Annotated in this window: 25 protein-coding genes; 6 read left to right on the top strand and 19 right to left on the bottom strand. The window is 40.9% G+C overall.

Annotation, left to right across the window (positions count from 1 at the left end; all coding sequences use genetic code 11):
• Nucleotides 1-5: 5 nt before the first annotated feature.
• The 16 genes from AN619_RS08815 to AN619_RS08740 form a co-directional block, all read right to left on the bottom strand.
• Nucleotides 6-1,304 carry a site-specific DNA-methyltransferase gene (locus tag AN619_RS08815; protein WP_068556358.1) on the bottom strand — a complete coding sequence of 433 codons (1,299 nt, stop codon included), beginning with the start codon at nt 1,302-1,304 and terminating at the stop codon, nt 6-8.
• Nucleotides 1,279-1,461, bottom strand: a complete 183-nt coding sequence (locus AN619_RS08810; RefSeq protein ID WP_068556357.1) for a hypothetical protein — start codon at nt 1,459-1,461, stop codon at nt 1,279-1,281. Before AN619_RS08810 ends, AN619_RS08815 begins: the two co-directional genes overlap by 26 nt.
• Nucleotides 1,461-2,012: a P27 family phage terminase small subunit gene (locus tag AN619_RS08805; RefSeq protein ID WP_003515999.1), complete on the bottom strand. Its 552-nt coding sequence runs from the start codon at nt 2,010-2,012 to the stop codon at nt 1,461-1,463. The genes AN619_RS08810 and AN619_RS08805 overlap by 1 nt, the downstream gene beginning before the upstream one ends.
• A gap of 120 nt (nt 2,013-2,132) precedes the next feature.
• Nucleotides 2,133-2,492, bottom strand: coding sequence for an HNH endonuclease (locus tag AN619_RS08800; protein ID WP_068556356.1), 360 nt, complete (start codon nt 2,490-2,492; stop codon nt 2,133-2,135).
• 491 nt (nt 2,493-2,983) lie between these two features.
• Nucleotides 2,984-3,439, bottom strand: coding sequence for a hypothetical protein (locus AN619_RS08795; protein WP_068556383.1), 456 nt, complete (start codon nt 3,437-3,439; stop codon nt 2,984-2,986).
• A gap of 106 nt (nt 3,440-3,545) precedes the next feature.
• Nucleotides 3,546-3,833, bottom strand: a complete 288-nt coding sequence (locus AN619_RS08790; RefSeq protein ID WP_068556355.1) for a VRR-NUC domain-containing protein — start codon at nt 3,831-3,833, stop codon at nt 3,546-3,548.
• Between the two features lie 299 nt (nt 3,834-4,132).
• Complete coding sequence (locus AN619_RS08785; protein ID WP_068556354.1) at nt 4,133-6,688, bottom strand: phage NrS-1 polymerase family protein; 2,556 nt, start codon at nt 6,686-6,688, stop codon at nt 4,133-4,135.
• Entirely contained in the window at nt 6,685-7,110 is a 426-nt protein-coding gene (locus AN619_RS08780) for a DUF7768 domain-containing protein (protein WP_011838167.1), read from the bottom strand. The genes AN619_RS08785 and AN619_RS08780 overlap by 4 nt, the downstream gene beginning before the upstream one ends.
• A gap of 15 nt (nt 7,111-7,125) precedes the next feature.
• Nucleotides 7,126-7,923, bottom strand: a complete 798-nt coding sequence (locus AN619_RS08775) for a phage antirepressor (RefSeq protein WP_011838168.1) — start codon at nt 7,921-7,923, stop codon at nt 7,126-7,128.
• Between the two features lie 4 nt (nt 7,924-7,927).
• On the bottom strand, nt 7,928-9,850 hold the full coding sequence (locus AN619_RS08770) for a bifunctional 3'-5' exonuclease/DNA polymerase (protein ID WP_068556353.1): 1,923 nt from the start codon (nt 9,848-9,850) through the stop codon (nt 7,928-7,930).
• Nucleotides 9,851-9,908: 58 nt separating this feature from the next.
• Nucleotides 9,909-10,661: a hypothetical protein gene (locus AN619_RS08765; protein WP_068556352.1), complete on the bottom strand. Its 753-nt coding sequence runs from the start codon at nt 10,659-10,661 to the stop codon at nt 9,909-9,911.
• A gap of 121 nt (nt 10,662-10,782) precedes the next feature.
• Nucleotides 10,783-11,199 carry a gp33 family protein gene (locus tag AN619_RS08760; protein ID WP_330382060.1) on the bottom strand — a complete coding sequence of 139 codons (417 nt, stop codon included), beginning with the start codon at nt 11,197-11,199 and terminating at the stop codon, nt 10,783-10,785.
• Complete coding sequence (locus AN619_RS08755; protein ID WP_154653795.1) at nt 11,189-12,547, bottom strand: DEAD/DEAH box helicase; 1,359 nt, start codon at nt 12,545-12,547, stop codon at nt 11,189-11,191. Before AN619_RS08755 ends, AN619_RS08760 begins: the two co-directional genes overlap by 11 nt.
• Nucleotides 12,514-12,684, bottom strand: coding sequence for a hypothetical protein (locus AN619_RS15945; protein ID WP_157064966.1), 171 nt, complete (start codon nt 12,682-12,684; stop codon nt 12,514-12,516). The genes AN619_RS08755 and AN619_RS15945 overlap by 34 nt, the downstream gene beginning before the upstream one ends.
• Nucleotides 12,685-12,955: 271 nt before the next feature.
• A complete protein-coding gene (locus AN619_RS08745; protein WP_028992620.1) occupies nt 12,956-13,345 on the bottom strand; it encodes an RNA polymerase sigma factor in 390 nt (129 codons plus the stop codon).
• A 152-nt stretch (nt 13,346-13,497) separates the two neighbouring features.
• Nucleotides 13,498-13,707 carry a hypothetical protein gene (locus AN619_RS08740; protein ID WP_038002252.1) on the bottom strand — a complete coding sequence of 70 codons (210 nt, stop codon included), beginning with the start codon at nt 13,705-13,707 and terminating at the stop codon, nt 13,498-13,500.
• Between the two features lie 272 nt (nt 13,708-13,979).
• Between AN619_RS08740 and AN619_RS08735 the strand changes: the two genes are divergently transcribed.
• The 6 genes from AN619_RS08735 to AN619_RS08710 are packed head-to-tail and all read left to right on the top strand — an operon-like array spanning nt 13,980 to nt 22,138.
• Nucleotides 13,980-14,207: a helix-turn-helix domain-containing protein gene (locus tag AN619_RS08735; RefSeq protein ID WP_028306832.1), complete on the top strand. Its 228-nt coding sequence runs from the start codon at nt 13,980-13,982 to the stop codon at nt 14,205-14,207.
• Nucleotides 14,208-14,223: 16 nt separating this feature from the next.
• Nucleotides 14,224-15,462, top strand: a complete 1,239-nt coding sequence (locus AN619_RS08730; protein ID WP_068556350.1) for an ABC-three component system protein — start codon at nt 14,224-14,226, stop codon at nt 15,460-15,462.
• A complete protein-coding gene (locus tag AN619_RS08725; protein WP_014451309.1) occupies nt 15,446-15,688 on the top strand; it encodes an ABC-three component system middle component 7 in 243 nt (80 codons plus the stop codon). The genes AN619_RS08730 and AN619_RS08725 overlap by 17 nt, the downstream gene beginning before the upstream one ends.
• Entirely contained in the window at nt 15,663-17,300 is a 1,638-nt protein-coding gene (locus tag AN619_RS08720) for a DUF2326 domain-containing protein (protein ID WP_068556349.1), read from the top strand. The genes AN619_RS08725 and AN619_RS08720 overlap by 26 nt, the downstream gene beginning before the upstream one ends.
• A gap of 20 nt (nt 17,301-17,320) precedes the next feature.
• Nucleotides 17,321-19,630 (top strand): site-specific DNA-methyltransferase, encoded by a 2,310-nt coding sequence (locus AN619_RS08715; protein ID WP_068556348.1) that lies wholly within the window; start codon nt 17,321-17,323, stop codon nt 19,628-19,630.
• Nucleotides 19,631-22,138: a DEAD/DEAH box helicase gene (locus tag AN619_RS08710; protein WP_004103232.1), complete on the top strand. Its 2,508-nt coding sequence runs from the start codon at nt 19,631-19,633 to the stop codon at nt 22,136-22,138.
• A 209-nt stretch (nt 22,139-22,347) separates the two neighbouring features.
• Here AN619_RS08710 and rlmD read toward each other — a convergent pair whose 3' ends face one another.
• The 3 genes from rlmD to AN619_RS08695 all read right to left on the bottom strand — a co-directional run bounded on the left by rlmD (nt 22,348) and on the right by AN619_RS08695 (nt 25,526).
• Entirely contained in the window at nt 22,348-23,703 is a 1,356-nt protein-coding gene (rlmD, locus tag AN619_RS08705) for a 23S rRNA (uracil(1939)-C(5))-methyltransferase RlmD (protein ID WP_068556347.1), read from the bottom strand.
• A 134-nt stretch (nt 23,704-23,837) separates the two neighbouring features.
• Nucleotides 23,838-24,128 carry a hypothetical protein gene (locus AN619_RS08700; protein ID WP_068556346.1) on the bottom strand — a complete coding sequence of 97 codons (291 nt, stop codon included), beginning with the start codon at nt 24,126-24,128 and terminating at the stop codon, nt 23,838-23,840.
• Between the two features lie 21 nt (nt 24,129-24,149).
• On the bottom strand, nt 24,150-25,526 hold the full coding sequence (locus AN619_RS08695) for an RsmF rRNA methyltransferase first C-terminal domain-containing protein (protein WP_068556345.1): 1,377 nt from the start codon (nt 25,524-25,526) through the stop codon (nt 24,150-24,152).
• Nucleotides 25,527-25,775: the final 249 nt, after the last annotated feature.

Below are 25,775 nucleotides of genomic sequence, written 5' to 3'. Positions count from 1 at the left end.
AAATCTTAACCCTCCAGTTTGACGGCTTTTTCGCCGGTGAATTCCTCCCAGCGCTTAACAGCTAAATCACAGTAAACAGGGGATAACTCCATTGCGTAGCATTTACGCTCGGTCTGTTCAGCCGCAATTATAGTAGTTCCGCTACCAGAGAACGGCTCAAGCACAATACCGCCTTTGTCGCTGTGCATTTTGATGCACCGCCATGGAAGCTCCACAGGGAACATTGCAGGATGCTCCTTGTTTGCCCGTACAGTGGTCATCTCCCATATCCCAGCATAACCCCATTTCTTGCGTTCTTCCTTTGTAAGCCGTTTCACAAATTTATAACTGTGTCCCGCAAAGGCTGAAAGCCACACATATTCCTGATCGTTATATTCCTCAACTTCTCCTTTATTGCTGAAGGCTGAAATATACTCATACTGCTGAACCGGCTTGTTTGAAACAAGATGATAGGGTCCTACACCGAAATTTTGCCCTTGTTTCTTCCAAATGCGGATCCAGATAGGGCGGTAACCGTTGTCCAAGAACATATTCACGCTGTAAACACTGGTGGGTTCAATAAACTGAGAGCCGGTGGCATAGAGATCACCTAAGTTCCAGCAGACAATATCTGCATACCTGCACAGGTTTCTAATCACTGGGCGTACTGTCTCGAACCATGGTTCAATCCCGGCCTTTTCATATTCTTTGCCTACCCCATATGGAGGGGAAGTTACTGCCATCTGTGCGTGACACCCTTCCATCAACTTCTCAAAATCCTCATCCTTAGTAGAGTCGCCGCACATCAAGCGATGATTCCCGAGAAGCCAGATATCGCCCCGCTTCGTTACCGGCTCGCACTGCACAATTTCCTCATGCGCTTTATCTATGTCAAAGCTGTCTTGTATCGCCTCTTTGGAGTACCATCGGTTGAGCAGTTCGTCTATTTCAGAAGCGTCAAATCCTGTGAGCGAAACATCAAATGCACCTGCGTCCAACTCAGCCATCAGTTCAGCCAGTTTATTCTCGTCCCACTCTCCCTGAATCTTATTAAGAGCAAGATTGAGCGCTTTTTCTCTCTGCGGGTCAAGATCTATAACGACGCAGTCTATCTCAGTCTGTCCTAAGTCCAGTAAAACCTTTAAGCGTTGATGCCCGCCTACCACGTTGCCCGTCTTTTGGTTCCAGATTACAGGCTCCACATAGCCAAATTCCTCTATTGACCGTTTCAGCTTTTCATATTCCTTATCGCCAGGTTTTAAATCCTTGCGCGGGTTGTATGCTGCTGGATTAAGTTTGTCAACAGATATTTTTTGTATGTTCATGTTGCATTCTCCTGTTCAATATTTTCTTAAGACCCTTTTTAGCACCCTCACTATCTCCGTTTAATACTTGTCCCCGCAGAGTCTTAAACTGCTGCTTCGTTAAATGGTCTTTATATTTTCTTAGTTCCCTAAGAAAGATTGAATTTGTTTTATGCATCAGCCACCCCTCCTGGCTGTCAGGAGTTTTTCCATAACATCATCGTGAGGAGTAGCCCCCTTGTATTCGGTAGCACAGTTTTCCCGCACGACTTGATAAATTTGATACCACAGGTTATTGGCCTGTTTCATAAAGCTTTGACTCATAGCCACATAAGGTGACGGGATGGCATTACCAGTCGTCGGATGCTTAGCAAGAAAGCCAAATTCAGTGATACATTCCTCGCACTGGATCCACCGCGCCACACTCTGGGCATATTGCTCTATAAGCTGCGCAGGGATAAGGTGAACACACCTGCGTTCCTTAAGCCACTGCCATGTTTTTTCGTATATTTCCACTGCCAGTGTTGTTTTTCCGTTCTTCTGCTTTGCAGCAAGATAATCCCTCGGTGGCGGCATGCTCTCTCCTTCCAGTTCCGCAGCATCCGTAAACTCCATTACCATGAGCTTTCGTCTGCCGGGATTTCCTTCCAAAATCTTATCCGCCAGAGGTTTTTTCTTCTGTCCTGCACCGATACGTGCCCCGCCGCGGTTGGTACCGTCCTTTGCCATACACATCACCTCGATTCATGTAAAAATAAACAGGGGATATACCCCGTTTGAAACTGCGATTTTTCGCGCGTGACCCCCCGCCCGTTGCACAAAACTACTCCGCCAGAGATTTTGACCCCCCTACCGTCTTGCCCATCGCTCCCCTTCGCGGGCAGTGATCGATGAGTGACATTGTTTGCACAGACTCATAAGGTTGCTGTCTGCATTGGTTCCGCCTTTGGATAAAGGGATAATATGATGTACCTCTTCGGCTGGTGTAAGCCTTCCGTATTTTTGGCACTCCTCGCAAAGCGGATGCTCTGAGATATATCTGTCCCTGATGCGTTTCCATCTCCGGTCATAGCGTTTTCTTGTTTGGGGATCTCGTTCGTATTTGTTGTAATAAGCATCCACTTGCCTTTGATGCATGTCACAGTACCTTCCGTCCGTCAGTTCAGGACAGCCGGGAAAGGAGCAAGGCCTTTTTGGTTTTCTTGGCATCTGGCCACCTCCTTTACGGGTATAAAAAAAGCCCTCACAGGTTCATCCCATGAAGGCTTATCCATAATTTTTCACAATACCATTATATTTGGATTTATAATGAATTTCATCTCATAAAAATCTCATCTGGAATATTGAACAACACATTTGCTATTTGACCATGGCATCTTACCGTTATAATACTTATCGGAGATATACCGCTGCATATCGGGTGGTAAAGCTGCAAGCAAAAGATAAGCCTTTTTTCTATCTTCCTCTAACTCTTGGGTGCTTTTATAGAAGGAACATTTATCTTACAAGCACTTGTGTACAGTCAGGATATTGCAGCCATTCCGTCCGTTACTGCCAAAACAATTATCGTACATCTTTCCTCACTCCTGTTTTATGTCATAAGAAAAAGCCCCGAAGGGCTTATGCGTTTTAATGTCATTTTTTCACGATATCATTATATATTGGATACCTGTGTTTTACATCTCATAGAAATCTCATTACTACTTCCCGTATAAAAGCAGTGCCAGATGATTAAGTGCCTTGTCTTTCCTACGGTACACCTGTGCTCTTTCAAGAAACAGCTTCTCTCCGATGTTTGCTACAGCTTCTGTCTTGCTCACATCATTAACAAAAAATTCTGTCAGTATAAACTGTTCTTCCTCCGACAGGGCTTCCCAAGCAGGCTTGAACCACTCCATATATTCTAATGCCCGTCTGTAACGTTCTTTCAACACATCAATCTCGTCAAGGCAAGCAGCAAGGCGTTCTTCGCCGCTTTTGGGATTGTGTTTGCCCGGAACTCCGGTAATCTTTGCACTGTGAGGGCTTGTCATACGGTTTTCAATTTCATATATATCCTCATCACTGTGTTCGATAATGTACTGCATGCTGCTGTAATCTTTCAAAGCTTCAACAGCAGCCGCTTTTTTATCTAAATACTGCCATGCAATCAGCATATCGCACCTCCAAAAAATCAAGATAAAAACCTTGATCTTTGAAGCAGTGTGCTTTTTTGCGTTGCTTTGCAGTGCTTTGTTTCCTTGTTCGTTATGTCTTCGTTCTTTATGAAAGGCCATGCTTTTCAAAAATAACCTTCACCTCATCTACCGAATGGACAACCGCTGCCACTCCTCCTGCATTGAGGATTTTCCTTATAGTTGCTTCCTGCAGTTTTGTTGTCTTTCCCGATGGGGTTTTTACTTCAAAAGCTATAAACCGTCCATTTACACAGGCAATAATGTCTGGTATCCCCGCTGTCCCGTACATACCACCATGTTCCTTCCAACAGAAACACCCCGGTACTGTCTTTAAGTACCGCAGTACTTTAGTCACAATACTTTTTTCAGACATAACCGCTCATCCTCCAAAAATGTTACCTTTTTCCCTCTTATAACCTCGTAACGTCCAAAAAAGGCATCTCATAAATCAGCTTCCCAAGCGCTTTTCAGGATTTTGTTACCTTGTTACCTCTTTTTGGGGTAGGTGTATACACAAATATTTTTATTTTTATATTTTTTAGTCTTAAAAAAGCAATGGTACTTTCGCGCGTATATATAAAGTTGAGGTAACAAAGGTAACATCGGTAACAAGTGGCTATTCATCAGCGTTTCTGGCGTTACCTTTTTGTTACCTTGTTACCTTTTTCAATACTAAAGAGGCTCAATATCTGTGATTTCAAAACCGCTCACATCGCATCGCTCTTTCAGTATTGAGAAATCAAGAGCCCACGCTTTTTTTGTTTCATTCCCGAAACGCATCGTTTTATTGCTCTCTATAAAAAAGTCACTTTGCCTCAATTGCTTCAAAAACTGGTTATATGGAAGACATTCACCAGTGATTGCATAATCGCGTCTGTACTTGGTATAGCGGTCATATACATCACAGAAACGAATCCCGATAACCTTGCCATCTTTATCAAAAGTGTAGTCTTGATTCGGAGCCAGTTTCATCCGGGCCATGATTTCCAGGGTCTGTTCTACAATGGTCTTGTTATTGCTGCCGCCATCCAGCAAGTACTCCTGCACACCGTTTTGAAGATATCGAATACATGCCCCTTTGTTAATGGGAAATACTTCAGCCCACGTTACATTAAGGAATTCACACAGTTTGTTTACTAGGCTCAATCCGGCATAGCAACAGGCGAGATTATTGACGATACGAGATGGAAACTCATCAGATATCTCTGACTTTGCTTCCTCATACCACTTCTCTGCCTCAGCAACCGATACTCTGAGTGCTATATCCAGCAGGCTCCGACCGAAGCTGCCAAGCAGATCCGCTTTTGCACACAGCTTATAAAATGCTTGTCTATGGCTGGCTGGTTTTAAGTCCTTCTTGCTGAATAGCAATTCTATGCTCCGTTCTCTGATGGCCGCTTCATCCGGCGATTCCTCACCAGCTACAATAATAGGTGCCAACAGTTCATAAGTAACAGCACTTTGATCCGCCCTACCGCGGACACCTTCATGGCCGTCATATGCATCTCGAAGATGGTTGTATAAGGCATTTAGCCTTAACTTATCTATCTTTGAAGGCTTGAACTCATCCATCAACTGCGGTATCAGATTCGATGATGCAGATTCCTTCATCAGTGTAAATGCAGTAACCTGCGTAGCCGCGCGGATTTTGCTGCACGAAAATACCGGCAGAATAACCCGCTCCAATGTATTACTTTTTCCGCTGCCTTGTTCTCCGACAAGCAATAAATGAGGAAACTTGATGCCTGATTTTTTAAGATGCGGTTTAATGAAGCATCCGGCCACCCAGGCCATTACTGATACCGTTTTTATGGGCTCGTTATAGCTGAGGAGCCATTCACCAAGCATAATAAGCTGTTTCTTTGTCAATGGCTCAAAGGTTAGGATATCGGTTGTTATGCTTTTATACTTATCAAGCTGCACGATATCTTCAACAATGTTGCCTCCTGCTTCAATGGCACCATCCGTTGAAACATATACCATCCGCCCGCCATGCTCATAAATCCCAAGAGCCTTGACCCCTGTTTTCCTTACCCACTCCATTTCAGATATATAACCTTTCAGCAGTTCCAAATCTCCTTCTGAGCCAAAATAGCCTAAGGATATTGTCCGGCGGTTCAAGATATTTTTAAATTTTTGGATGTTATTGAAGTCGGTAGTCATAAATGTCTGGCGGTATATTTCATCACGGATTGTAATAAGGTCAGCAGTCATCTGCGTTTCATCTTCCGATACAATCATCTCCACCGGTTGAATGATAAAATTTGTTATAGGATACACACTTTCGCCTCTGGTGCGGTAATACCTGCCCTCATGTTCAAAGATAACTGACTCGCTTTCGCGGCTGTATACGTTCTCTGTAACTTCAATGGCCTTATCCAGTGTCTCCTGCCCATATGTTGCTCCACTTGCATGATGTACCGTATCCCACTTTTCCCGGAATAACCCGGAATTTCTAAACAGCCTGTCCATCTGCTCTTTGTTTTTGCCTGACCAAAAAGCCAGCATACAGCAAAGAGCAATGTCGGCTTCGGACTGGCTCGGATACCCTGCTTCCTGCCATTTTCCTTCCCATAGCAGATCAAATTCCTTATGGTTTTCGGCTGTACGGGCTTTCTCCAGAATTTCTTCATCTGTAAGCGGCTCTAGCTTAACCACCTTACTGTCTTTCTTGCTTTTTCCTCTCCGTTTTTTACTTTTGATATAATTCTCATGTATCCAGGCCAGTGCCCCGTTATCTTCAGCAATGTAATCAGGAGTCCCTGGCAGTCGTTCGCCAGTCATTGTGAAGTATCTGCTGTGGGCATACATTTCAACGCCGGTTTTAGTGTTTTTATTGCCCTTGGCGGGCATCTCCCCTTTATAGAAAATATGAAGCCCAGTTCCTGAAGGGCTGATTTCCGTATAGGACGGAAACCGCTCAAGGATATCCTTGGCGGTATCGCTTAATTCCCCAGTGTTTTTGTCGCGGCAGTGATCTATGTCTATCCCTACTAAACCTCCGCTTTTTGCGAATACAAAACCTAATCCGGTATAGAGATATTGTTCTTTTGCCGCAATCGCATCGTCAAGGGTCGACCAGTCGTTTGGGTTAGTGCTTGAGGCTTTTCTACCGGTTAAGGGATTGTAAGGGATTTTACTGTCTCTTCCGTCCTTTGTGTTTGGTTCCAGACGCCAGCAGATCCATTGCTTCCGGTTTGCTAATTCTTTAGGGAATGAGATGCTCACTTACACTGCACCTCCTCGCATCGTTCATTAAAATACCGGATCGGAATGCTGCGCTGCTTTGCCTTTTCAATCTCAATGGACATCCCTTTAGTAATTTTTCTGCCAAATACCCACACTTCTGAGCACTTTGACATCAATACCATGCCAAAGTACAAGCCCAGATTTCGCATTTGTTCATCATCGTCGTCCATAAACTGCGGAAACAAGAGGTGCGGAGCAATAGGTATGCAATTCCTGCTCACTGCAAAGCGGCAGTACCCCTGAGCCTTACGGATATTACGTTCTATATCACCAGCATATGGGCTGCAGATAAATACCATCGGTCTGTAAGGCGCTTTCCTGGCCTCTCGCTCAATCCTAAGCAGTGCTTCATAAGGTGTGGGGTCGTAATATCCTTCTGCGTTAAACTTGCTGATACTCATGGTATTACCCCCTGCCTATGCGCTTTTTTGTTCACGTTCGATTACAGGCAATATACCTTTCTTGTTTTTAAGAAGGTCATAGATAAATAGCCTTCCTTTTTGTGTCCAATATGTGTGCATTACGCTTCTTTCTGCATCAATAGCATGAGTCTTGGACTGCGTGTATCCTTGATCGGCGTACTCCTGATATAAAAGCCAGCAGTTTCCCATTTTGTACTGTACTCCAAGCTCATGAAGCAGCTTATTGAAAGCGCGGCCAGACATTCCGTAATCCTTGGCAATCTTGCTGATCGGCACAAGGCTTTTATTTTGCAATATGAGATCATAATAGCTCGCTTTGGGCTTCAACTCACTGATAATCTGTTTATTCTTTGCATTTTCTATTTCTAAAGCTTTCCGCCTGTCGCGTTCTGCCTTTAGTTCAGAGAAAATCCTGATGCCATACTCCGGATTAGAAATCATCTCTTCGATAACTTTATCTGTAGCATAAACTCCATATTTTCTGATCGTGGGCAGCACTTCATCAAAGACCCATTTCTCAAAGCGTTCAGCTGCAGGAAGTTGGGATTTAACTATCAACCGGAACAAATCACCTTCGGGAATATAATTTATGTTGATGGTTTTTTCAGGATTTTGCGGATGAGGTACCTCACGTTTTGTTAGGTACTTACAATGATCTATTACTGCCTTGTGTGGGTTACTGTATCCCAGCATCCTTGCACAATCCGTTGCAGGAAAGTATTCCTTTCCATCAATAACGAGTACTTTAAGTTCTCCAAATTCTGTATTCTTAAAAACCTGTAAATTAGTCATAATATCAATCCTCCATTTCTTTCATTTCTCCAAAATTTCTTCCTACCGAAGCCTCTGCCACAATAGGTACATCAAATGCAGGGAAGGGTTGTGTTTCCATACACTCTTTTATAAAAACAACTGCTTCGTCCACCTTGTCTTCCGGTAATTCAAAAACCAGCTCGTCATGTATCTGCAGCATAGGTTTCAGCCAAAGCCTTTCGGGAAGTCCACTGATGATGCGCCCACAGGCAAGCTTTAGAATATCTGCCGCTGTACCTTGAATAGGTGTATTTAATGCGCACCGCTCGGCAAACGACTTCTTGCCCCAATCTGATGACCGAATTCCCAGCAAGTATCTTCGCCTGCCCAGCCATGTTTCTGAATAGCAGCTTACAGCAGCCCGCTTTTTTACCTCATCCTGCCATTTGGCAAGACCGGGGTATCCGGATTTCAAGTTTTGAATGATGGTCTCACATTCAGCCAAAGTTGGGTTTATGCCAGCTTTAAATTTTAGTGTCCTCTGTAAGCCAGTGGGAAACAGGCCATAGAACACACCGAAATTGCAGTTCTTTGCGATGGTTCTTCGCTCTTTATAATGCGGAGCATTTTTGTCTGCTGCCTCCTCAAAAGGAATGCGGTAAATAACAGAAGTGGTCTGCGCATGGATGTCACCGCCTGTACGATAGGTTTCCAGCATACGTTTGTCCCTGCAATAAAACGCTCCGACGCGCAGTTCTATCTGTGAAAAGTCAAGGGATAAAAGAACCTTTCCGGCTGGCGCAATGATAAATTTTCGTACACCTATTGGGTCATTGTCTTTCTGCGGACAATTCTGCATATTCGGGTTTCTTGAAGCAAACCGCCCTGTCTCTGTCCCCAGCGGCATAAGATCTGGATGAATCCTGCCGATATCCTCATCAATAAATCGAAGATAACCGTCTATATAGGTGGATTTGAGTTTTCCCCATTTGCGGTACTCCTGTACCAGCTCAAATAAGCGAACTAGCTCGGGCCTGTTAGTTGCACACCATTCTTTTAACAGAATCATGGTTTCATCATCGGCAGCTTCCTGATGTTTTGCGGTTGTTTTCATAACCGGAAGGCCAAGATCCACAAAAAGATACTTCTTAAATGCTGAAGTTGAAGCATTTGCCCCTATCTCTACGTTGCCGATAATTCCGGCAATCTCATTCCTGATACTGACGATCTTTTTCGCAGCTTCCGCTTGTTTCTTCAGCATGGCTGACTTATCCACCAATATGCCGTTATACTTCATTATCCCGACATACACTGATGTAGGCGATTCCACCTCTTCCACAATGGTTCTGTGTTTGGGTAGAAATCTATCAAACCACTGATTGAAAACATGGTATAGGCGAAGAGTATAATCACTGTCAGCACAGGCATAGCAGATAGTCTTCTCATCCTGAGGGTTCAATTCATCGAAAAATCGACCGTCAGTAACTGTTGAGAATTCTGTCATTTCCGCTTTGCATAGTGCGGGTGCAAGCGTCTTAAGTCCACTGTCAGCAAGGCTTCTGAACTCCCACTTGCTCTTCAATGTAAGCTGTGATGCTGCAATAGTGTCATAACAAGGCTTTTGAAGGACAATACCTCTTGCATAAAGGAACATAGACTCAAAAGCCAGGTTATGGGCAACCTTTATTACATCTTTGGATTCGAATAGTAATTTCAGATATTCCCATATTGCCGCCTGGTTCTCTGCATTTCGCCCGCTACGATGTTTAAGTGGAACATATATAGCAGTCCCTTCTGATACTGAAAAACTGATCCCTGTAATATCTGCTTTATGAGCATCCAGAGCTGCACTTTTATCGTTCCTCCATTTATCGCGGGGTGACGTTTCAAAGTCGAAAGCAAATAGGACAGTGTTTTTCAGATACTCCTGTATTTCAGCCAGCGTATAAACACATTTGTATCCCATGCGGTTCTCCTTTCCGCCCTATCGGAGATAGAAAGTTCCTCTCCGATAGGGCAATTGATCACTTAAGCGGCTCTGTAATTTCACCTGTTTCAGGGTCTACATTTATTACCTCTTCACCGGCAGGTTCAGTGTCATGGCCGACTCGGGTACTGAATGCTTTGACCTGCTCGGAAAGCTTGGATATCAACGCATATTCGTCAGCGGTCAGATTCCGATCTACAGCAAACTGAGCCTGTGAATAGGTGATACCGCTTGAATTGGTCGCCTTTTTCAATGAAAAGCGGGTAACTACGCTGTTCGATTTTTTACCTTTAGAAAGCAGCCTTTTGATGTAGCGGGAAAACTCTTTCAACGATCCTGTTGGCAATGAGAGTATCAACGGGAAAATCTCCCCTTCACGCAGTACATATATCCTGCGGCGGTTCTTGCAAGCTTTGCTGCCGTTTTCCCCCGAACCGAACTGATTATATGGGCATTTGGCACAGCTTCCTCCGGGGTCTCCTTCGCCGGTTATACCATCAAAGCTTCCGCAATCCGGTGGGTTACTGCCTCCGGTATACTTGTCCTTGTAGTATGCATAAAGTGGATGATGATAAAGAATTACCGCTGAGAATTCCTTGACAGTATCAGGTTCTCCGGGATTTTCCCCGGGCACTTCAAATACTGTGCTGCCTGCGGACGGGATTTTTATGCGTTCAAAAGTCATGTCAAGACCGTCAAGTTCTGATGCCATTGCCTCGTCAAGATTGAAATTAGCGAGCTGAAGAAAACCTGTATTTTCGTTAATAGTTACGAGTTCATTGTTTTTCATGCTTTTATACCTCCGTAATTATGAATTTGGAATGTAATCTATATCATTGTTCTTTGAAGCATTGTTCTTCGAACAGTTATTCCTTGAACATTGATATTGGAGCATTGCTTTCTGAAGCTATTTACCTTGCTGCTTTCCGCACAGTTACTGTTGTCTTTTCGAAGACATTCACAAGGCCTTTCAGCCAGTCCGGAAGCTCGTCCCCATTCTCCGCAATCTGTTCTTTAACAAATGCTGACAGGGAATTTGCATTTACTGTTTCATAGATGAGTTCTCCAAAGCCTTTACTGCGTAGTGCGTCAAACAGTTCCTCCTTCATGCCTGCGGCAGCACTGGCTCTTGTTGTCGTTGTAAGGCAGAACATTGTTCCTGCTCTTGTGAAGTTTTGCGTCTCACTGCTGATCATCAGCTCAGACAGACGGTATTCGACATCGTCAATCTCCGCATTTATGCTTTTCATTTCCTCTTCCGCGGCCTTTTTTGCATCGCGAAGCTCCTTAAGACGATCAGCAAGTTCAAACATCGCATTATTGCTCACAGCTTTCACCTCCCTCTGGGGCAAAAGGATTTGCTCCTTTGCGGTAGTCGTCTATCAGCATTTTTGCAAGATCTGCCTTATTGCGCAGAGCAGTCAGGATTTTTGAGTCTACAGTACCCTTGGCGATAAGGTAGATATATGTGCAACCGTTCTTTTGTCCAACTCTATGGATACGGGCTTTTGTCTGTTCGAAATTCGACATGGAATAATCAAGTGAGTAAAATACCATTGTGCTTGCAGCGGTTAGTGTAATACCGAGGCCAGCAGTTGCAATCTGGCCTACGAACACCATGCAGTCGGGATCACATTGAAACCGGTTTACTTGCCCTTGGCGATCCTTAGTTGCACCATAAATACACGCATAACCGATGTTCTTCTTCTCCAGCAACCTGCATATGGCATGAATTTCAGGGATAAACCTTGCTATAACAACCAGCTTATGTCCTTCTTGAATACTGCTTTCAAGGATATCTTCAAGAGCTTTCAACTTGGCATCGCTGACTTGCTCGATTTTCCCACCGTCATCGCTTCCGATGAAGCCGCCGGTTAATTGCGAAAGACGAAGCAAGCGTATCAGTATGTTTGTAGCTGTTACTTCTCCTGCTGACAGCTCAGTATAGCTTTGTTTGACAAGCTCTTTATATTTCTTTAAAGTGACAGGCTCAAGCTCAATGTGGCGAATAATATCGGTGGTTTCCGGCAAATCCAGGCACTCCGCTTTGGTCGCCCGGAAGGCGATGCTGTGGATCCTTTTCATTAAATCCTGTTCCATTGATTTTTTCAGCACTGGTGTATGGTTGCCATAGCCGACCATGTTGAAATAACGGTTTCTGAAGGCATAGAAGCTGTTGCCAAAGATGCGTGGATCGAGAAACTTATATTGGCTGAATACATCTATGGCTTTGTTGGTTATAACCGTTCCTGTTAGCAAGAGCCGATACCGGGCAAGCAAGCCCAACCGGTGCATTGCCTTTGAAACTGAAGTGTTATGAGTTTTAATTTTATGTCCTTCATCAGCAATGATAAGGTCAGGATGCCAATTAGCCAGTTCCTTTTCCATTCTCCATGCTGATTCATAGTTGACTACCACTACATGGACACCTTCGCCAGTTAAAAATCTTAGTTGTTGGATTTTCTTTTGAATCGTGCCATTAAGGACTATAAGCTGATATGGGAAATCTGCGAACCGTTTAAACTCGTCTTCCCACACTCCCAGAATGGAAAGTGGCGCAACAATCAGCACACGTTTTATTCTTCCTGCAGCAAGCAATGCTCCTATAATGGCGATTGAGACAAGAGTTTTCCCGGTGCTTTTCAGCCCATTTCCATCAGGAGCGCTGCACCCCATCCGGAAATGGCAGAAACACCACCACCCTTCAAAAGCCCAAATAGACTGCAGATGAAATTGAAAGCACGAATCTGATGGTTGTATGGTCTGCCCTTTATGGGCATTGGAATAATTTCTTCGCGTTTAGAATGCATCAAGATCATCTACCTCCGAAACTTCGCGGATATCGACAGACTTTACACTGTTACCAGGAACAATAATCGTTACTCTCTGTTTTCTCCCCAGCAGATATTGCAAAAACCTTTCTCGTAGAGTGACATTGCGACATTTCACAATACCTAAATCTCTGTCATTATCCGAGATATTGATTTTGAGTTTGTGTTTCATATGCTCTTTTCACCTCATCTTTCTTAGGACTGATGTTTTGGCCCTCACTGTTAGGCCACGAAAACAGTAAAAGTAAACCCCCTAACTCAAAATTTTTTTTAGTTTTTCATGGATCTTTTTCATGCGGTTTGTAATAGCCATCTTACTGACCCCTTCTTCTCGTGCTATTGAAGCAAGGGATTCATTATTGAAGTACACCCTTCGTACCAGTTCTTTTTGCTGTGGGAGAAGACTATCGATGGCTTTTAGCAATGTCTCATTTTCTTGAGTTCTTATGTACTCTGCGGCAATGTTGGTATTGCTTGCGAAAATCTCTCCCTCATATTTCATTGCATCAAGTGATGTATGTCGGCGAGTCTCTTTATGGTTAATGTTGTATTCCTGACGGTCAAGTTCGACCAGAATTTCTCCCCACTCTTCAGATACTTCAATTTCAATGGTTTCAGTGTTGAAGTGATATTTGATTTTCATTTTTCTCAGCTCCTTGAATTTCAGATTTTTGAAATCCGCAGGAGCCGAAAATCCATAGAACAAAAAATGACGGCCGGGATAATTCTCTGGTATGAGAATTAATCCTGGCCGTCATGCAGCTCCGCGGATTTTCTATTTAGTTGATTAACGTCTTATGCTGCGCAGACATAGCTTTCTACATGAAAAGCAGCATCATTTATTCGTTTGATTATTGTGACAACCCCATCACGTTCAATCTTCAATGTTCCTCCGATAGGTATCTGTGTGCTGGTTTTACATCGTTTATATGCAACTTCTACAAGACCTGTGGCTGCGTCAGCTTTACAGACTAAGCGACCATTGAAATCGCGAATATCTTTCATGAGTTACCCTCCTTTTTCTTAAATTACAGCTTTGTTCCGCCGTCTATCTAAATTTTATTAATTCGAGCACCTGAAGTCCTCGGCTATGACTCCGCTGTTACTCCGCTGAAACTCCGCAAATCTCCATTTATTTTTGGAACAAAACTAACATAAGCGTTTGTAAAGCCGAAGTTTGTATATATAAATAACTAATTGTAATTTGTATAGTTAATTGCTATAATAATAAATAACCTGTTGGGAATACCATCCAATAGTGCTTGGAGGCGATTAAAATGGCATTTAGTTATAATAAACTTTGGAAACTATTAATTGATAAAAAGATGATGAAAAAAGATCTGATGGCGATGACGAATTTAACATCGACAACAATAGCGAAGTTGAGTAAAGATTTGCCGGTAAGCATGGATGTGTTAGGAAGAATCTGTAAAGCTCTTGATGTCAACATAGGCGATATTGTCGACTATGTTGACGACGATATTCCAACCAATAAAACAAAATAACAGGAGGGCGCAATACATGAAGAAGCTATGTTTTGGCACTTTTGCAACAATTTTAAAGATTTGCATGGCAAAAAGAGTAACACAAAAGCAATTGTGCGGTACCATGCTGCTTTCTATTGCGCCTACTTATGATATTCGCAGCGATGATGGCACCGTTTCAGATTTGATATTAGGTAAAAAAAATCTTTCACCTGTTGTAACCGATGCTGCTCCGGATGTAGATGCTCGTGATATTTCGGTTTTCTTTAAGGAGAAAGTCCTCCCCATGTTGGATAGTAATAAAAATAGCCTAATAGTTCTTGCATTGAAGGACATCATTGCTTCTGATGACACAATCGAACCTGAAACAATTGTTGAGAAAGTAAATAACATGACAAAGAAGGATATTGTTAGCTGTAATTCATTTGTTCTGGAAGACTTTCTTGCCGGAATATTTCTTTATACAGTACTTAATGTCGAAAACAGGAATTGTGAAAATAGTGTAAGAGAGATAACCGATGAGTACATACAATCCTTTGAAACTCAAAAGAAAAGCATTAAATTTATTACAACTTACAATAATTTTTCTATGGAAGCCGCTAATGAAGTTGCGATCGATGCTCGAGCTTTGGTGCTACTAGCTGAAACGGGCGGCAGATGCCAAAAGTGCGGTAGAATTCTTGGTATAAAAAAAGAAGGCAACGATATTAACTACGCTAAGATCGTTCGCCTTTCAGAAACTGACGATATTATTCTATGTGTTGACTGTGAACGCGAAATTCGAAATTTATCTGAAGAAGATAAATTGGCTTTATTATCCGACAAGCATGACTTAGAAATACTTGTTAAGGCAAGAGATGCTACATCAAGACATGAAATAGAAAAGCAAATTGAACAAGTACTTCGAGAAGTTGATCTAATGGATGTTACAGCCGATACACAACTCAAAATGGAACCTATTAAGGTTGAAAATAAAATTACTGAAAAACGCCTGAAAGAAAGAGTGCTTTTTGATGTTAGACGGTTTTATGAAGGAGTAAATGATACATTAGATCGGTTAGCCGGAGAAAATAAATTAAATGTGGATAGATTTGCTAAAAGTATTAAACGGATGTATGAAGATGCTAGTGAATCACAGATTTCACAAAGTGCTATTTACAACCTCCTTGTTGAGACATTATTTGAAAAGACCGGTCGTAAATACAGAGAGGCTTGTGAGATAATAATCTCCTACTTCGTGCAAAGGTGTGAGGTGTTCGATGAGATTACCAAATAAAGTAACATCATATTCAAACAGTATTATTGCGCTTTTTCCAGGTATTTTAGAAGCATTGTCACAGCAAGATATGTCCCCAAAAGAATTATTTGAACGAACCATGCCACGCCAAAAAAACATGGCTGATTTTCTAAGTGCTTTAGACTGCTTGTTTGCATTAGGCAGAATTAAACTAATTGAGGAAAAGAGGGTACTGCGCTATGTTAAAAGAGATACGATGCGATAAATTTGCTCCAAATCATCAAGTGATAAAACTTAATGAAGGATTAAACACGGTTTTGGGCAGTTCCAGCGGTACTAATGCAATAGGAAAATCAACATTTCTGTGGGTTATAGATTATGCATTCGGCGGTGACAGATACTACTCCATGTCGGATGATATAAAAAAGGAAATAGGCCCACATACCATCCATTTCACTTACGAGTTTGAAGGACAACCGTACTATTTTTATAGAAGTACTGAAGATACTAAAAATGTATATCGAAGTGATAAGGACGGACATTTTATTACAAAATTGACACTTGATGAATTTCGTAGCTTTCTATTTCAAGAATATAAAGTTGGTATCCCCTCTCTTACATTTTCAGATATAACTGAGCGTTTTTTCCGCATTTATGGGCGCGAAAATACGCTTGAAAAGTATCCATTACTTGTAAAACCTCGTGAACAAGATGAAAAGGCAGTCGATTTTTTATTAAAACTTTTTGGGCATTATGAAATTCTATCTGCGATTAAGAGCATGGAAGAAGAACTTGGGATTAAATTTTCGCAGCTCAAATACCGCCAACATCAGAGAGTGGATATAGAAAAAATCGAAACCAATCAAAAAATGATCGAGTCTTTAAAGAAAAGGCTTCAAAAATTAATGAAAAACAACGAAGAAGCGCAATTAGCAGTTTTTGGGTTTGATACACATACATTCGAACAAATAACTGCAATTCAAAAAGAATTGAATAGTTTTATTCGCAAACGTAATCGCTTGCAATCGCAGCTTAATGCTATTACGAGCAATATAGCTGATAGCAAGGCCGAAATCGCAAGTGAATTTGATTCATTGTTACACTTTTTCCCAAATGCTAATATATCAGCATTTGAAAAGATTGAATATTTTCATGAGAAAATTAGAGAAATTTTAGGCGAAGAGATGAATCAGGAAATTGAGCGTTTGCAGCAAATAATTGATCAATATGATAAAGAAATAAATCGCCTTAATAGAAAAATTAAAGAAACTGGCTTAGCTAAGGAAATGTCAGAGAGAATACTATCACAGTGTGTTAATGTGTCTAAAACAATTGATAGACTTGAAGAAGAAACGGCGGATTTAATTCGTCAGAAAGAGCTTCAAGAAGCTCGCATTGAAGCGGAGAGGAAATTAAAAGATTTGCTGCTGCAACAAACCGAAATAATACATGAAATACAAGATAACATTAACTTACGAATGAAAATGATTAACGACGTAGTAACTGAACAGCAGGAAATCGCCCCACTTTTGCAGATAACTCCTCAAAAGGAAATTATATTTGAAACACCCGGAAACACAAGTGAGGGAACCGCTTTCAAGAGCCTAGTTATATACGATTTAACTATACTTGAACTACGTCCAATCCCTGCACTTATCCACGACTCCAATATCCTTAAACGTATTGAGGATATACACTTAGAACATATATTGGAACGTTATCAATCCAGTAATCGCCAGGTTTTCATTGCGTTTGATAAAGCTGATTCTACAACTGAGAAAGCGCACAAGATTTTAGAAGAAACAGCAATCTTGCGATTATCAGATGGTAATGAACTATTTGGTCGTTCGTGGAGTAAATACGAATCGAATGATTAAATATTAGGAGGCTGAAAAATATGGCTGCAATCAATGATTTACTGCGTCAAATTCCTGACACTTCTTTGCGTGATCGATTAGAACAGGAATTTGCCCGCTTATCAAAAAATAAAAAATTTGGTCTTGTATTTGAAGAGCACATTCCTGAATGTACTCCTCTTTATGATGTTCCTGTAAAACGTGGCTCGACGGTTGCACTCAAAACAGGTCATATTAACGATTTGTATACGGTGTTAAAAATAGAAGAGGATATTGCCCTTTGCCGCAACAAAACAACAGGTGATACTAGAAATATCCCAGTTTCGGAGTTGGTTTCAGTTGCTCAATTTGGAGAACCTATTTTCCCCATGCTTCAGCCAATTGCTGCTGTAGAGAATGCACCCGACAGTAATTTATGGCACACTATTATTGAAGCAGATAATTACCACGCTCTCCAGTTATTAGAATATTTATATCCAAAGAAAGTAGACTGCATTTATATAGATCCACCATACAATACCGGTGCTCGGGATTGGAAATATAATAATGATTATGTTGATTCCACTGATAATTGGCGTCATAGTAAATGGCTATCCATGATGCAGAAACGTTTAAAGATAGCAAAAAGAATACTTGCTGATGATGGTGTTTTGATTACTACAATAGATGACAATGAATATGCTCATCTATGGATTCTCCTTCACGAAATTTTTCCAAACCTAACTCATACCTGCATAACCATTCAGCATAATCCCGGCGGAACTCAGGGCAAAAAATTTTCTGTGACTCATGAATATGCAATATTTTCATATTCATCAGAAAGTACTATTTTTCGCAAGCAACATACTGGTGGAGATGTATATAATTTAAGACGTTGGGGAAGCACTTCAGGTCGCTACGAAGGTGCAACATGTTTTTATCCAGTAATTCTAGACTCTAACTATAACATCATCGGTTTTGGTGATTTACTCGATGAAGAGTTACACCCTACAGCTCAAGTAGAATATAATGCAGATGGTACAATTTATGTTTGGCCAATTGATAAGAATGGCATTGAAAAGAAATGGCGATATGGACGTGATACCGTAGAATCAGTAAAAGATAGAATGTTTATTGAAAAAAGAGGAAATCGAATAGAAATTATTTTACGTAGAGAAAGCGAACCTCCAAAAACGGTTTGGACTGATCCTTTATATAATGCAGAAGCCCATGGTACAGATATGCTTAAAACCATAATTGGTGGCGGTTTTTCTTACCCAAAATCACTCTATGCTGTCCATGATGCATTGTTATTCGCTGTATCAGGAAAGAAAAATGCTTTAATTGTCGACTTTTTTGCTGGTAGTGGAACAACGCTCCATGCGGTAAATTTACTAAACGTAGAGGATAATGGTAACCGTCGTTGTATTTTAGTAACAAATAACGAAGTATCAGACGCAGAATCAAAAGCTTTACGCGAACAAGGATATCAACCTGGCGACCCAGAATGGGAAAAACATGGTATATGTCGCTCGGTTACTTGGCCTAGGATAAAATATAGTATCCTTGGAAAACGTGATGATGGCACTATCCTATCAGGAGAGTATTACACAAACCAAACAGTATCAAAAGAGGTAGAGCGTTCATTCTATCAGCTTGGCTTTATTGATAATCCTACGGAACTAACAACTAATGCAAAAAAGCAGCTTGTTTCTTTGCTACGCGGTAAGGATGGAAAGTCGCAATTACCACAATCATTAGTCAAAGCAGATAGTAAATTTATTGTTTCGGATAAACATTCGGCGACTATCTTGTTTGATGTAAATGCTGTTAATGAATGGCTGGAAGCTTTAGAAGATCAAGACCACATCACAGACTTTTATATAGTGGTAAAATCTGCTGCCACTTTCAAGGAAATTAAAGCACAGGTATCAAACTTGCTCGGTCCAATGAATGTAACATTGCAAGTTAAACGTCCCATGAGCGATGGTTTTCCTGCAAATGTTGAGTATTTTAAACTAGGTTTTTTAGATAAAAACAGCGTATCACTAGGTCAACAATTCCGCGAAATATTACCATTGCTTTGGCTAAAATCCGGTGCTATCGGCCGGAGGCCAGAAATAAACAGCGATGAAGAACCAGATATGTTAATTCTTCCTCAAAACGGCTTTGCAGTTCTGGTTGATGAAGCAAAATATGCCGAGTTTGCAAAAAAGATTTCAGAAGTAAATAATATTAAAGTGGTATATTTTGTAACAAACTCGGAGGAAGCTTTCCGCGAAATGACTGATGGCATAAAAATAAAAAATACATACCAACTATACCGAGATTACATTGATAACTTTGTGTTGGGAAGTAGGAGGGATTCATAAATGAGAGTTACTTTATTTCCATTTCAGGAAACGGCTCTTGCAGAATTGCATGAGAAAATTAATAAAGCTCATTTAATGTGGAGCGAAAAAGACCCTCAGGTAATATCGTTTTCCGCACCTACGGGTTCTGGAAAAACTATAATTATGACTGCACTTTTTGAAGAAATCCTATATGGAGGTTCAGATAATATCGGCGATCCGAATTCAGTGTTTGTTTGGCTTTCCGATTCGCCGGAACTTAACGAGCAAACGCGATTAAAAATTGAAAGCAAATCAGACAAAATTCGTGTACGGGACTTAGTAACTGTAGATTCAAACTTTGATGCCGAGTATTTGGAGGGTGGACGTATTTATTTTATTAACACACAAAAACTCGGTTCTGACAAGTTATTAACAACTAAGTCCGATACAAGGCAATATACAATTTGGGAAACACTCACAAATACAGCTAAACGCATTCCCAAACAGTTCTATGTGGTCATTGATGAAGCACATAGAGGGACTTATACATCTGCTCAAGCAGAAAATAAAGCACAATCCATCATGCAAAAATTCATCAAAGGTAGCGAAGAAGACGGACTTTGTATTATGCCTTTAGTTATCGGCGTGACCGCAACACCCCAGAGATTTGATAACTTAATTGCTGGGACTACTTCGACAGTACAAAAAGTTATTGTTCCACCTGAACAAGTACGTGAATCGGGGCTTTTAAAGGACAGAATCATTATTCATTACCCAGATATCCAACTTGGTGCCGATATGACAATGTTCAAAGGTGCAGTCGAAAATTGGCTTAATAAATGTGCTCACTGGAAAGCTTACTGTGAACGTGAAAATGAGAAAATGGTAAACCCTATCCTTGTCGTCCAAGTCGAAGATGGTAATGAACGAGAAATAACCCGTACCGATTTAGGGATTTGTATCGATTTGCTGGAAGAGGCAATGGTACGCAAGTTATTGCCCGGTGAAGTGGTACATACCTTTAATGATTATGGTACGATCAAAGTGCGTGACGTTGAAATTCATCAAATTGAAGCTTCTAGAATCGAAGACGAAGAAAATGTGAAGGTTGTGTTCTTCAAAATGAACCTTTCCACAGGTTGGGACTGTCCTCGTGCTGAAACAATGATGTCATTTCGTAGCGCGCAGGACTATACCTACATAGCACAGCTTTTGGGGCGTATGATTCGCACTCCTTTGGCAAGAAGAATTGCCTCCGATGCTGAACTTAATAATGTAAGTCTGTTTCTTCCATACTTTGATAAAGATACAGTAAAAAATGTTGTTAATGCTCTACATGATAGTGAATCGGTTATGCCCACTGAAACTGGTACAAATAAAGAGCTTATAACACTCGGGCGCAACCTCGCTTATTCTGATGTGTTTGATTCAATGGATAAGCTCATTACATACCGCCTGGATTCATCCCGCAAGCAAGCACCGCTTAAGTTATTAATACAGCTTTCTAGAGCATTAACAATGGATGGTATTGATTTGGAAGCACAAAAAGCCGTTAAAAATGCAGTTTTATCAAAAATGGACGAAGAAATTGCTCGCATAAAAGAAAGTGGTGACTTTGATGGTCGAGTTGCTTCAATCACTGGATTTGCTCTTAATACGCTAACATTTGACTATGGAGAAAATGCTTATTCATTTGATGAAGCTACACAAACCATGACTGTTACCGAATTTGACATTTCTCGACATTTTGAACAAGCTGGAAGGATATTGGGAGAAGGCTTACATAAGGAGTATTGGATTCGCCACAGTACCCGAGACCATATTGAAGTAAAGATTGAAGTCATTGTGCTTACAAGTGATACTGCTGCTATGGAGCGAATAAACGCCTTTGCAGAAGAGAAATTTATTAGTCTATATGAGAATAATAAACGCTCTATTGCAAGATTAAATGAGGCTCGAAAAAACATCTATGAAAGATTAATAAATGCTTCCGCTCAACCAATAGCTATTCCTTGGGTATTGCCAGATTCAATCGATTTTTCAGTTTCAGATAACAGTATAAAAATTGATCGACACCTCTATTGTTCTGAGGATGGAACATTCCAAGCATCACTAAACCCATGGGAAAAGGGAGTTATTGAAGAAGAACTAAAAAACGGTGCCGTTTGCTGGTTACGTAATCTTGATCGTAAAAAGTGGTCACTTGAAATCCCATATGAGGTCGGCGGTGTTATCACTTCTATGTTTCCTGATTTAGTGGTAGTGAGAGCTGATGTACAAGGTTACATTTTTGATATTCTAGAACCACACGACCCCAGCCGTAAGGACAATTATCCCAAGGCAGTTGGCCTAGCAAAATTCGCAGAGAAACATTGGGATAAATTTGGAAGAATTCAACTTATCCGGCAAAAGAAAGGATTAGACGGTCGTGAACATTTCTATAGACTTGATATGGCAAAAGTAGCTGTTAGAAATAAAGTTCGTGGCATTACATCAAACGAGGAACTTGATAGAATTTTTGATACGGATGCTGAGCGAGAAGATTAAATTATACATCCATCCTGCACCCTCAACCCCCTGTAAAAAAGGGGGTTATCTAATCTGGTAACTCAACTATTAATTTTCTGGACGGTTGATATGTTCCCTCAAGCAACCAAAATAAGGGTTTCCTGACATTGCCACATCCGGCAGATCGGCCTCGGGAAAAACTAAATGTCTGGAAACCCTTTATTTACAAGCTTTTCTGTTCTTTATTTCTAAACCCTTGACATCAATGTGACGCACTCAACATGAGTGGTATGAGGGAACATATCCATTGCTTTTACCTTATTTACCCTGTATCCCGCCTGTTGGACATCCTTTAGATTTTCAGCCAATGTTTTGGGATTACAGGACACATAGACGATTTCAGGCGCTCGGTAGTTTAGTATTTTCTTTAAGGCCTTCGGATGAACTCCAGCTCTGGGCGGATCAAGAATAATAATGTCAGGCTTCTCCTTGAGCTCATCGATTTTTTTCAGAACATCTCCGGCAATAAATGTACAATTCTCCAGACCATTCATCTTGGCATTTTTATTGGCTGCCTCTACCGCTTCCTCTACAATCTCAATGCCTATCACCTTTTTCGCTTTTTTCGCCACAATTTGCCCAATGGTTCCGGTTCCACTGTAAAGATCAAAAATTGTTTTGCCTTGTGCATCTTCAATAAAATCTAGTACCATATTATACAGCTTTTCGGCGCCAAGAGAATTGGTTTGAAAGAAAGAGAAAGCAGAGATTTTAAATCGAAGGCCTAAAATCTCCTCCATAAAATAATCCTGTCCCCATAATACTTCCGTTCTGTCACTAACTACCACATCGGAAAGATTATCATTGAAGGTATGCAAAATCCCTACAATTTTCCCTTCCAACCTTAGTCCTTTCAAAAGATTTACCCATTCCTCCATAGAAAACTGCATTTGGGTGGAAGTCACCAAATTCACAAGAATTTCTCCTGTCTTTTTTCCCTTGCGAACGACCAAGTGCCTCAAATATCCTTTATGGAATCTGCTGTTATACCTTGGTACATTTTTTCTCCTAAAATAAGACAGGGTGTTTTTAAGAATTTGATTAAAGTCTTCATCAACAATTTTACATTGTTCTACCGTTACCACCGAATTAAACTTTCCCTTTTTATGCATTCCCAGCGTCAAATCACCGTCTTTTTCCGCATCGCCAAAGGAATATTCCATTTTATTTCGATAGGCAAATTCCTTAGGACTGCCCTCAATGCCCAAAAACTCATAGCCCTGAATTCCTGCGGCATCCAGCAGTTTTTTCACCTGCTCCGCCTTCATTTCCAATTGTTTTGAATAAGCGATAGTTTGATGAATACATCCTCCACATAGTCCAAAATGGGTACAAAAAGAATCCTGTTCCATAGGAGATCTTTCTAAGATTTCCAAAGTCTTTCCTTCTGCGTAAGCATCCTTTACCTTATTGACAAAAACCTTTACTTTTTGTCCAGGAATCGTATTTTTTATATAGACTGATTTTCCTTCATGGAAGGCTATTCCTATGGAGGGAAAGGCAACTTCCTCAATCATCAATTCTAAAATATCTTTCTTCTTCATTTTCTTTCCACACTCCTCTTCCCCTTGGTTATAAATTCAAAGTAAAAACTTTTGTTGCTTGCGTTGGTTTTCATTCGTGTCATGATTCTTGATGGGCTGGTCCATTTTGTTTCATATATCTAAAATTTGCAACTTTAGAAATGGAAAATTGACCGCATATGCGTATTCATAAAGATCCCCATCATAACGTTTCCTGATTTTTTTAATTTCTTTCTTTTTCCGTCTGTTTCTAATTTCCCGAAAAATACTTGTCTTATAGAAGAAAGGGCCTTATTGTCTAACAAGTCAGTCAAAGAATGATGGAAACGTCCCTGTACACTGCCCCGGAAAGAAATTTTTTTGTTTTTCTCAAGTCCTTGGGCAAATGCATCTGTCTTTAGTCTGCCATAAAGAAAATCCAGCACGTCTCTCTGCTGCCTGTTCACAATTAATTCATCAATTTGCCGTTAGACTGAATCCACGGTCCATCTCAATCCTTTGGGGTAATGATTTTTTAAAACATTGTTTGCCAATTTCCCCCACCCCAAGGAATATCCATCCACATGGATCAAATGCCATCCCTTTTTTCCGTCAACAGATAGGGGATCTCCTTTCAGATAAGATAGAATTTCCTTGGATTCGGCAGAAAAACAGATATTATTTTTTGCTTCCTTCTCTGTGAGAGCCAGAGCAAAGGCATGGGAAGGCTCAAACCTGTTTTTCTTCATGGTACCCAAGTGCCATCCTGGTCTTAGAATTTTTAAATACTCTAGAGAAATCATTTCCTTAGGCATAATATATAATTGCTCTCCAAACAATATGTATTCCCCTTCCGGAATTTTGTGCAAATATTCTTCTGCAAAGCAAAAATAGTCCTTGATGGCCTTTCGGTCAATCTCTTTTTTACTATTTTTTATTTTATACTCTCCATCTCCATCATTCTTTTTCAGCACCGCAATATAATGTCCTTCTCCCTGTATACGGTGAGGCCACAACCTTATGGTTTTTCTCAACCCTTCGTTTTCAGATTTTATCCATTCCGGTTTGCCTCCACCGAAGCCATGATAAATTTCTACTGCCTCTATGCTGAATTCATGATATTTTTTCAAAAATTGATCAATTACACCTTCATTCTCTTCCGGAGAAAAAGTACATGTAGAATATACCAGTCTGCCTTCCGGCATTAGCATTTTGACAGCCTGCTCTAAAATATCCAGTTGGCGCCGAGCGCATGAAGCCACCTTTTCCATGCTCCATTGCTCGCAAGCTTCTACATCCTTTCGAAACATACCTTCTCCTGAACAAGGGGCATCTACCAGTATTCTATGGAAAAAATTCTGAAATCGTTGTGCCAGCCTTTCAGGACTTTCATTGGTTACAACGCAATTTTTAATTCCCATTCTTTCAATATTTTGCGATAAAATCTTGGCCCTAGACGGATGAATTTCATTAGAAAGCAAAAAACCCTCATGCTTCAGCCTTGCAGCAATATGGGTAGATTTTCCCCCTGGAGCTGCACACAAATCTAAGATCCTTTCTCTGGGTTTAGGATCTAAAATGGTGGCCACTGCCATGGCACTGGGCTCTTGTATATAATATAAGCCTGCCTCATGATATGGGTGTTTTCCAGGCTTATCTTCAGTGCCATAATAAAAACCTTCTTCTATCCAGGGAATATGTTTCAAATGAAAGGGATTGAAATTTAAAAAATCCTCTACGGATATCTTCAGCGTATTGATCCGCAAACCTTGGACTTTGTTTTCTTTATAGGTCTCTACAAATGCTTCATACTCTTCCTGCATAAATCCCTGCATTCTCTTCAAAAAATCCTTTGGCAAATGCATCCATCTATCCCCTCCATTGTTCCTTTATATTCCTAGTGTCCTTTCATTCATTCCATAATATACACCATAAACATTTCTTGTCTGACTCGCAAATTTTCAGTACAAATTTCTTATCTTTTTAGCAATCGAGTAGGAGGTAGATAATTAATTTATCTACCGTCCTCTCACACCACCGGACATACGGTCCCGTATCCGGCGGTTCATCAGGATTAATATCACATAGAAAGCCTTTTAGTTAGAGTAGTGAAT

Origin of the sequence: Thermotalea metallivorans, assembly GCF_001562415.1 — a bacterium.
Taxonomy (GTDB): domain Bacteria; phylum Bacillota; class Clostridia; order Peptostreptococcales; family Thermotaleaceae; genus Thermotalea; species Thermotalea metallivorans.
Note: the sequence above shows the minus strand (reverse complement) of the source record. Positions and strands in the feature narration are given on the sequence as shown.

Excerpts from the sequence above, each read along its gene's own strand:
- AN619_RS08815 (WP_068556358.1), bottom strand. The coding sequence starts at position 1,304 with ATGAACATACAAAAAATATCTGTTGACAAACTTAATCCAGCAGCATAC.
- AN619_RS08810 (WP_068556357.1), bottom strand. The coding sequence starts at position 1,461 with ATGCATAAAACAAATTCAATCTTTCTTAGGGAACTAAGAAAATATAAA.
- AN619_RS08805 (WP_003515999.1), bottom strand. The coding sequence starts at position 2,012 with ATGGCAAAGGACGGTACCAACCGCGGCGGGGCACGTATCGGTGCAGGA.
- AN619_RS08800 (WP_068556356.1), bottom strand. The coding sequence starts at position 2,492 with ATGCCAAGAAAACCAAAAAGGCCTTGCTCCTTTCCCGGCTGTCCTGAA.
- AN619_RS08795 (WP_068556383.1), bottom strand. The coding sequence starts at position 3,439 with ATGCTGATTGCATGGCAGTATTTAGATAAAAAAGCGGCTGCTGTTGAA.
- AN619_RS08790 (WP_068556355.1), bottom strand. The coding sequence starts at position 3,833 with ATGTCTGAAAAAAGTATTGTGACTAAAGTACTGCGGTACTTAAAGACA.
- AN619_RS08780 (WP_011838167.1), bottom strand. The coding sequence starts at position 7,110 with ATGAGTATCAGCAAGTTTAACGCAGAAGGATATTACGACCCCACACCT.
- AN619_RS08775 (WP_011838168.1), bottom strand. The coding sequence starts at position 7,923 with ATGACTAATTTACAGGTTTTTAAGAATACAGAATTTGGAGAACTTAAA.
- AN619_RS08770 (WP_068556353.1), bottom strand. The coding sequence starts at position 9,850 with ATGGGATACAAATGTGTTTATACGCTGGCTGAAATACAGGAGTATCTG.
- AN619_RS08765 (WP_068556352.1), bottom strand. The coding sequence starts at position 10,661 with ATGAAAAACAATGAACTCGTAACTATTAACGAAAATACAGGTTTTCTT.
- AN619_RS08755 (WP_154653795.1), bottom strand. The coding sequence starts at position 12,547 with ATGGGGTGCAGCGCTCCTGATGGAAATGGGCTGAAAAGCACCGGGAAA.
- AN619_RS08745 (WP_028992620.1), bottom strand. The coding sequence starts at position 13,345 with ATGAAAATCAAATATCACTTCAACACTGAAACCATTGAAATTGAAGTA.
- AN619_RS08740 (WP_038002252.1), bottom strand. The coding sequence starts at position 13,707 with ATGAAAGATATTCGCGATTTCAATGGTCGCTTAGTCTGTAAAGCTGAC.
- AN619_RS08735 (WP_028306832.1), top strand. The coding sequence starts at position 13,980 with ATGGCATTTAGTTATAATAAACTTTGGAAACTATTAATTGATAAAAAG.
- AN619_RS08730 (WP_068556350.1), top strand. The coding sequence starts at position 14,224 with ATGAAGAAGCTATGTTTTGGCACTTTTGCAACAATTTTAAAGATTTGC.
- AN619_RS08725 (WP_014451309.1), top strand. The coding sequence starts at position 15,446 with ATGAGATTACCAAATAAAGTAACATCATATTCAAACAGTATTATTGCG.
- AN619_RS08720 (WP_068556349.1), top strand. The coding sequence starts at position 15,663 with ATGTTAAAAGAGATACGATGCGATAAATTTGCTCCAAATCATCAAGTG.
- AN619_RS08715 (WP_068556348.1), top strand. The coding sequence starts at position 17,321 with ATGGCTGCAATCAATGATTTACTGCGTCAAATTCCTGACACTTCTTTG.
- AN619_RS08710 (WP_004103232.1), top strand. The coding sequence starts at position 19,631 with ATGAGAGTTACTTTATTTCCATTTCAGGAAACGGCTCTTGCAGAATTG.
- rlmD (WP_068556347.1), bottom strand. The coding sequence starts at position 23,703 with ATGAAGAAGAAAGATATTTTAGAATTGATGATTGAGGAAGTTGCCTTT.
- AN619_RS08695 (WP_068556345.1), bottom strand. The coding sequence starts at position 25,526 with ATGCATTTGCCAAAGGATTTTTTGAAGAGAATGCAGGGATTTATGCAG.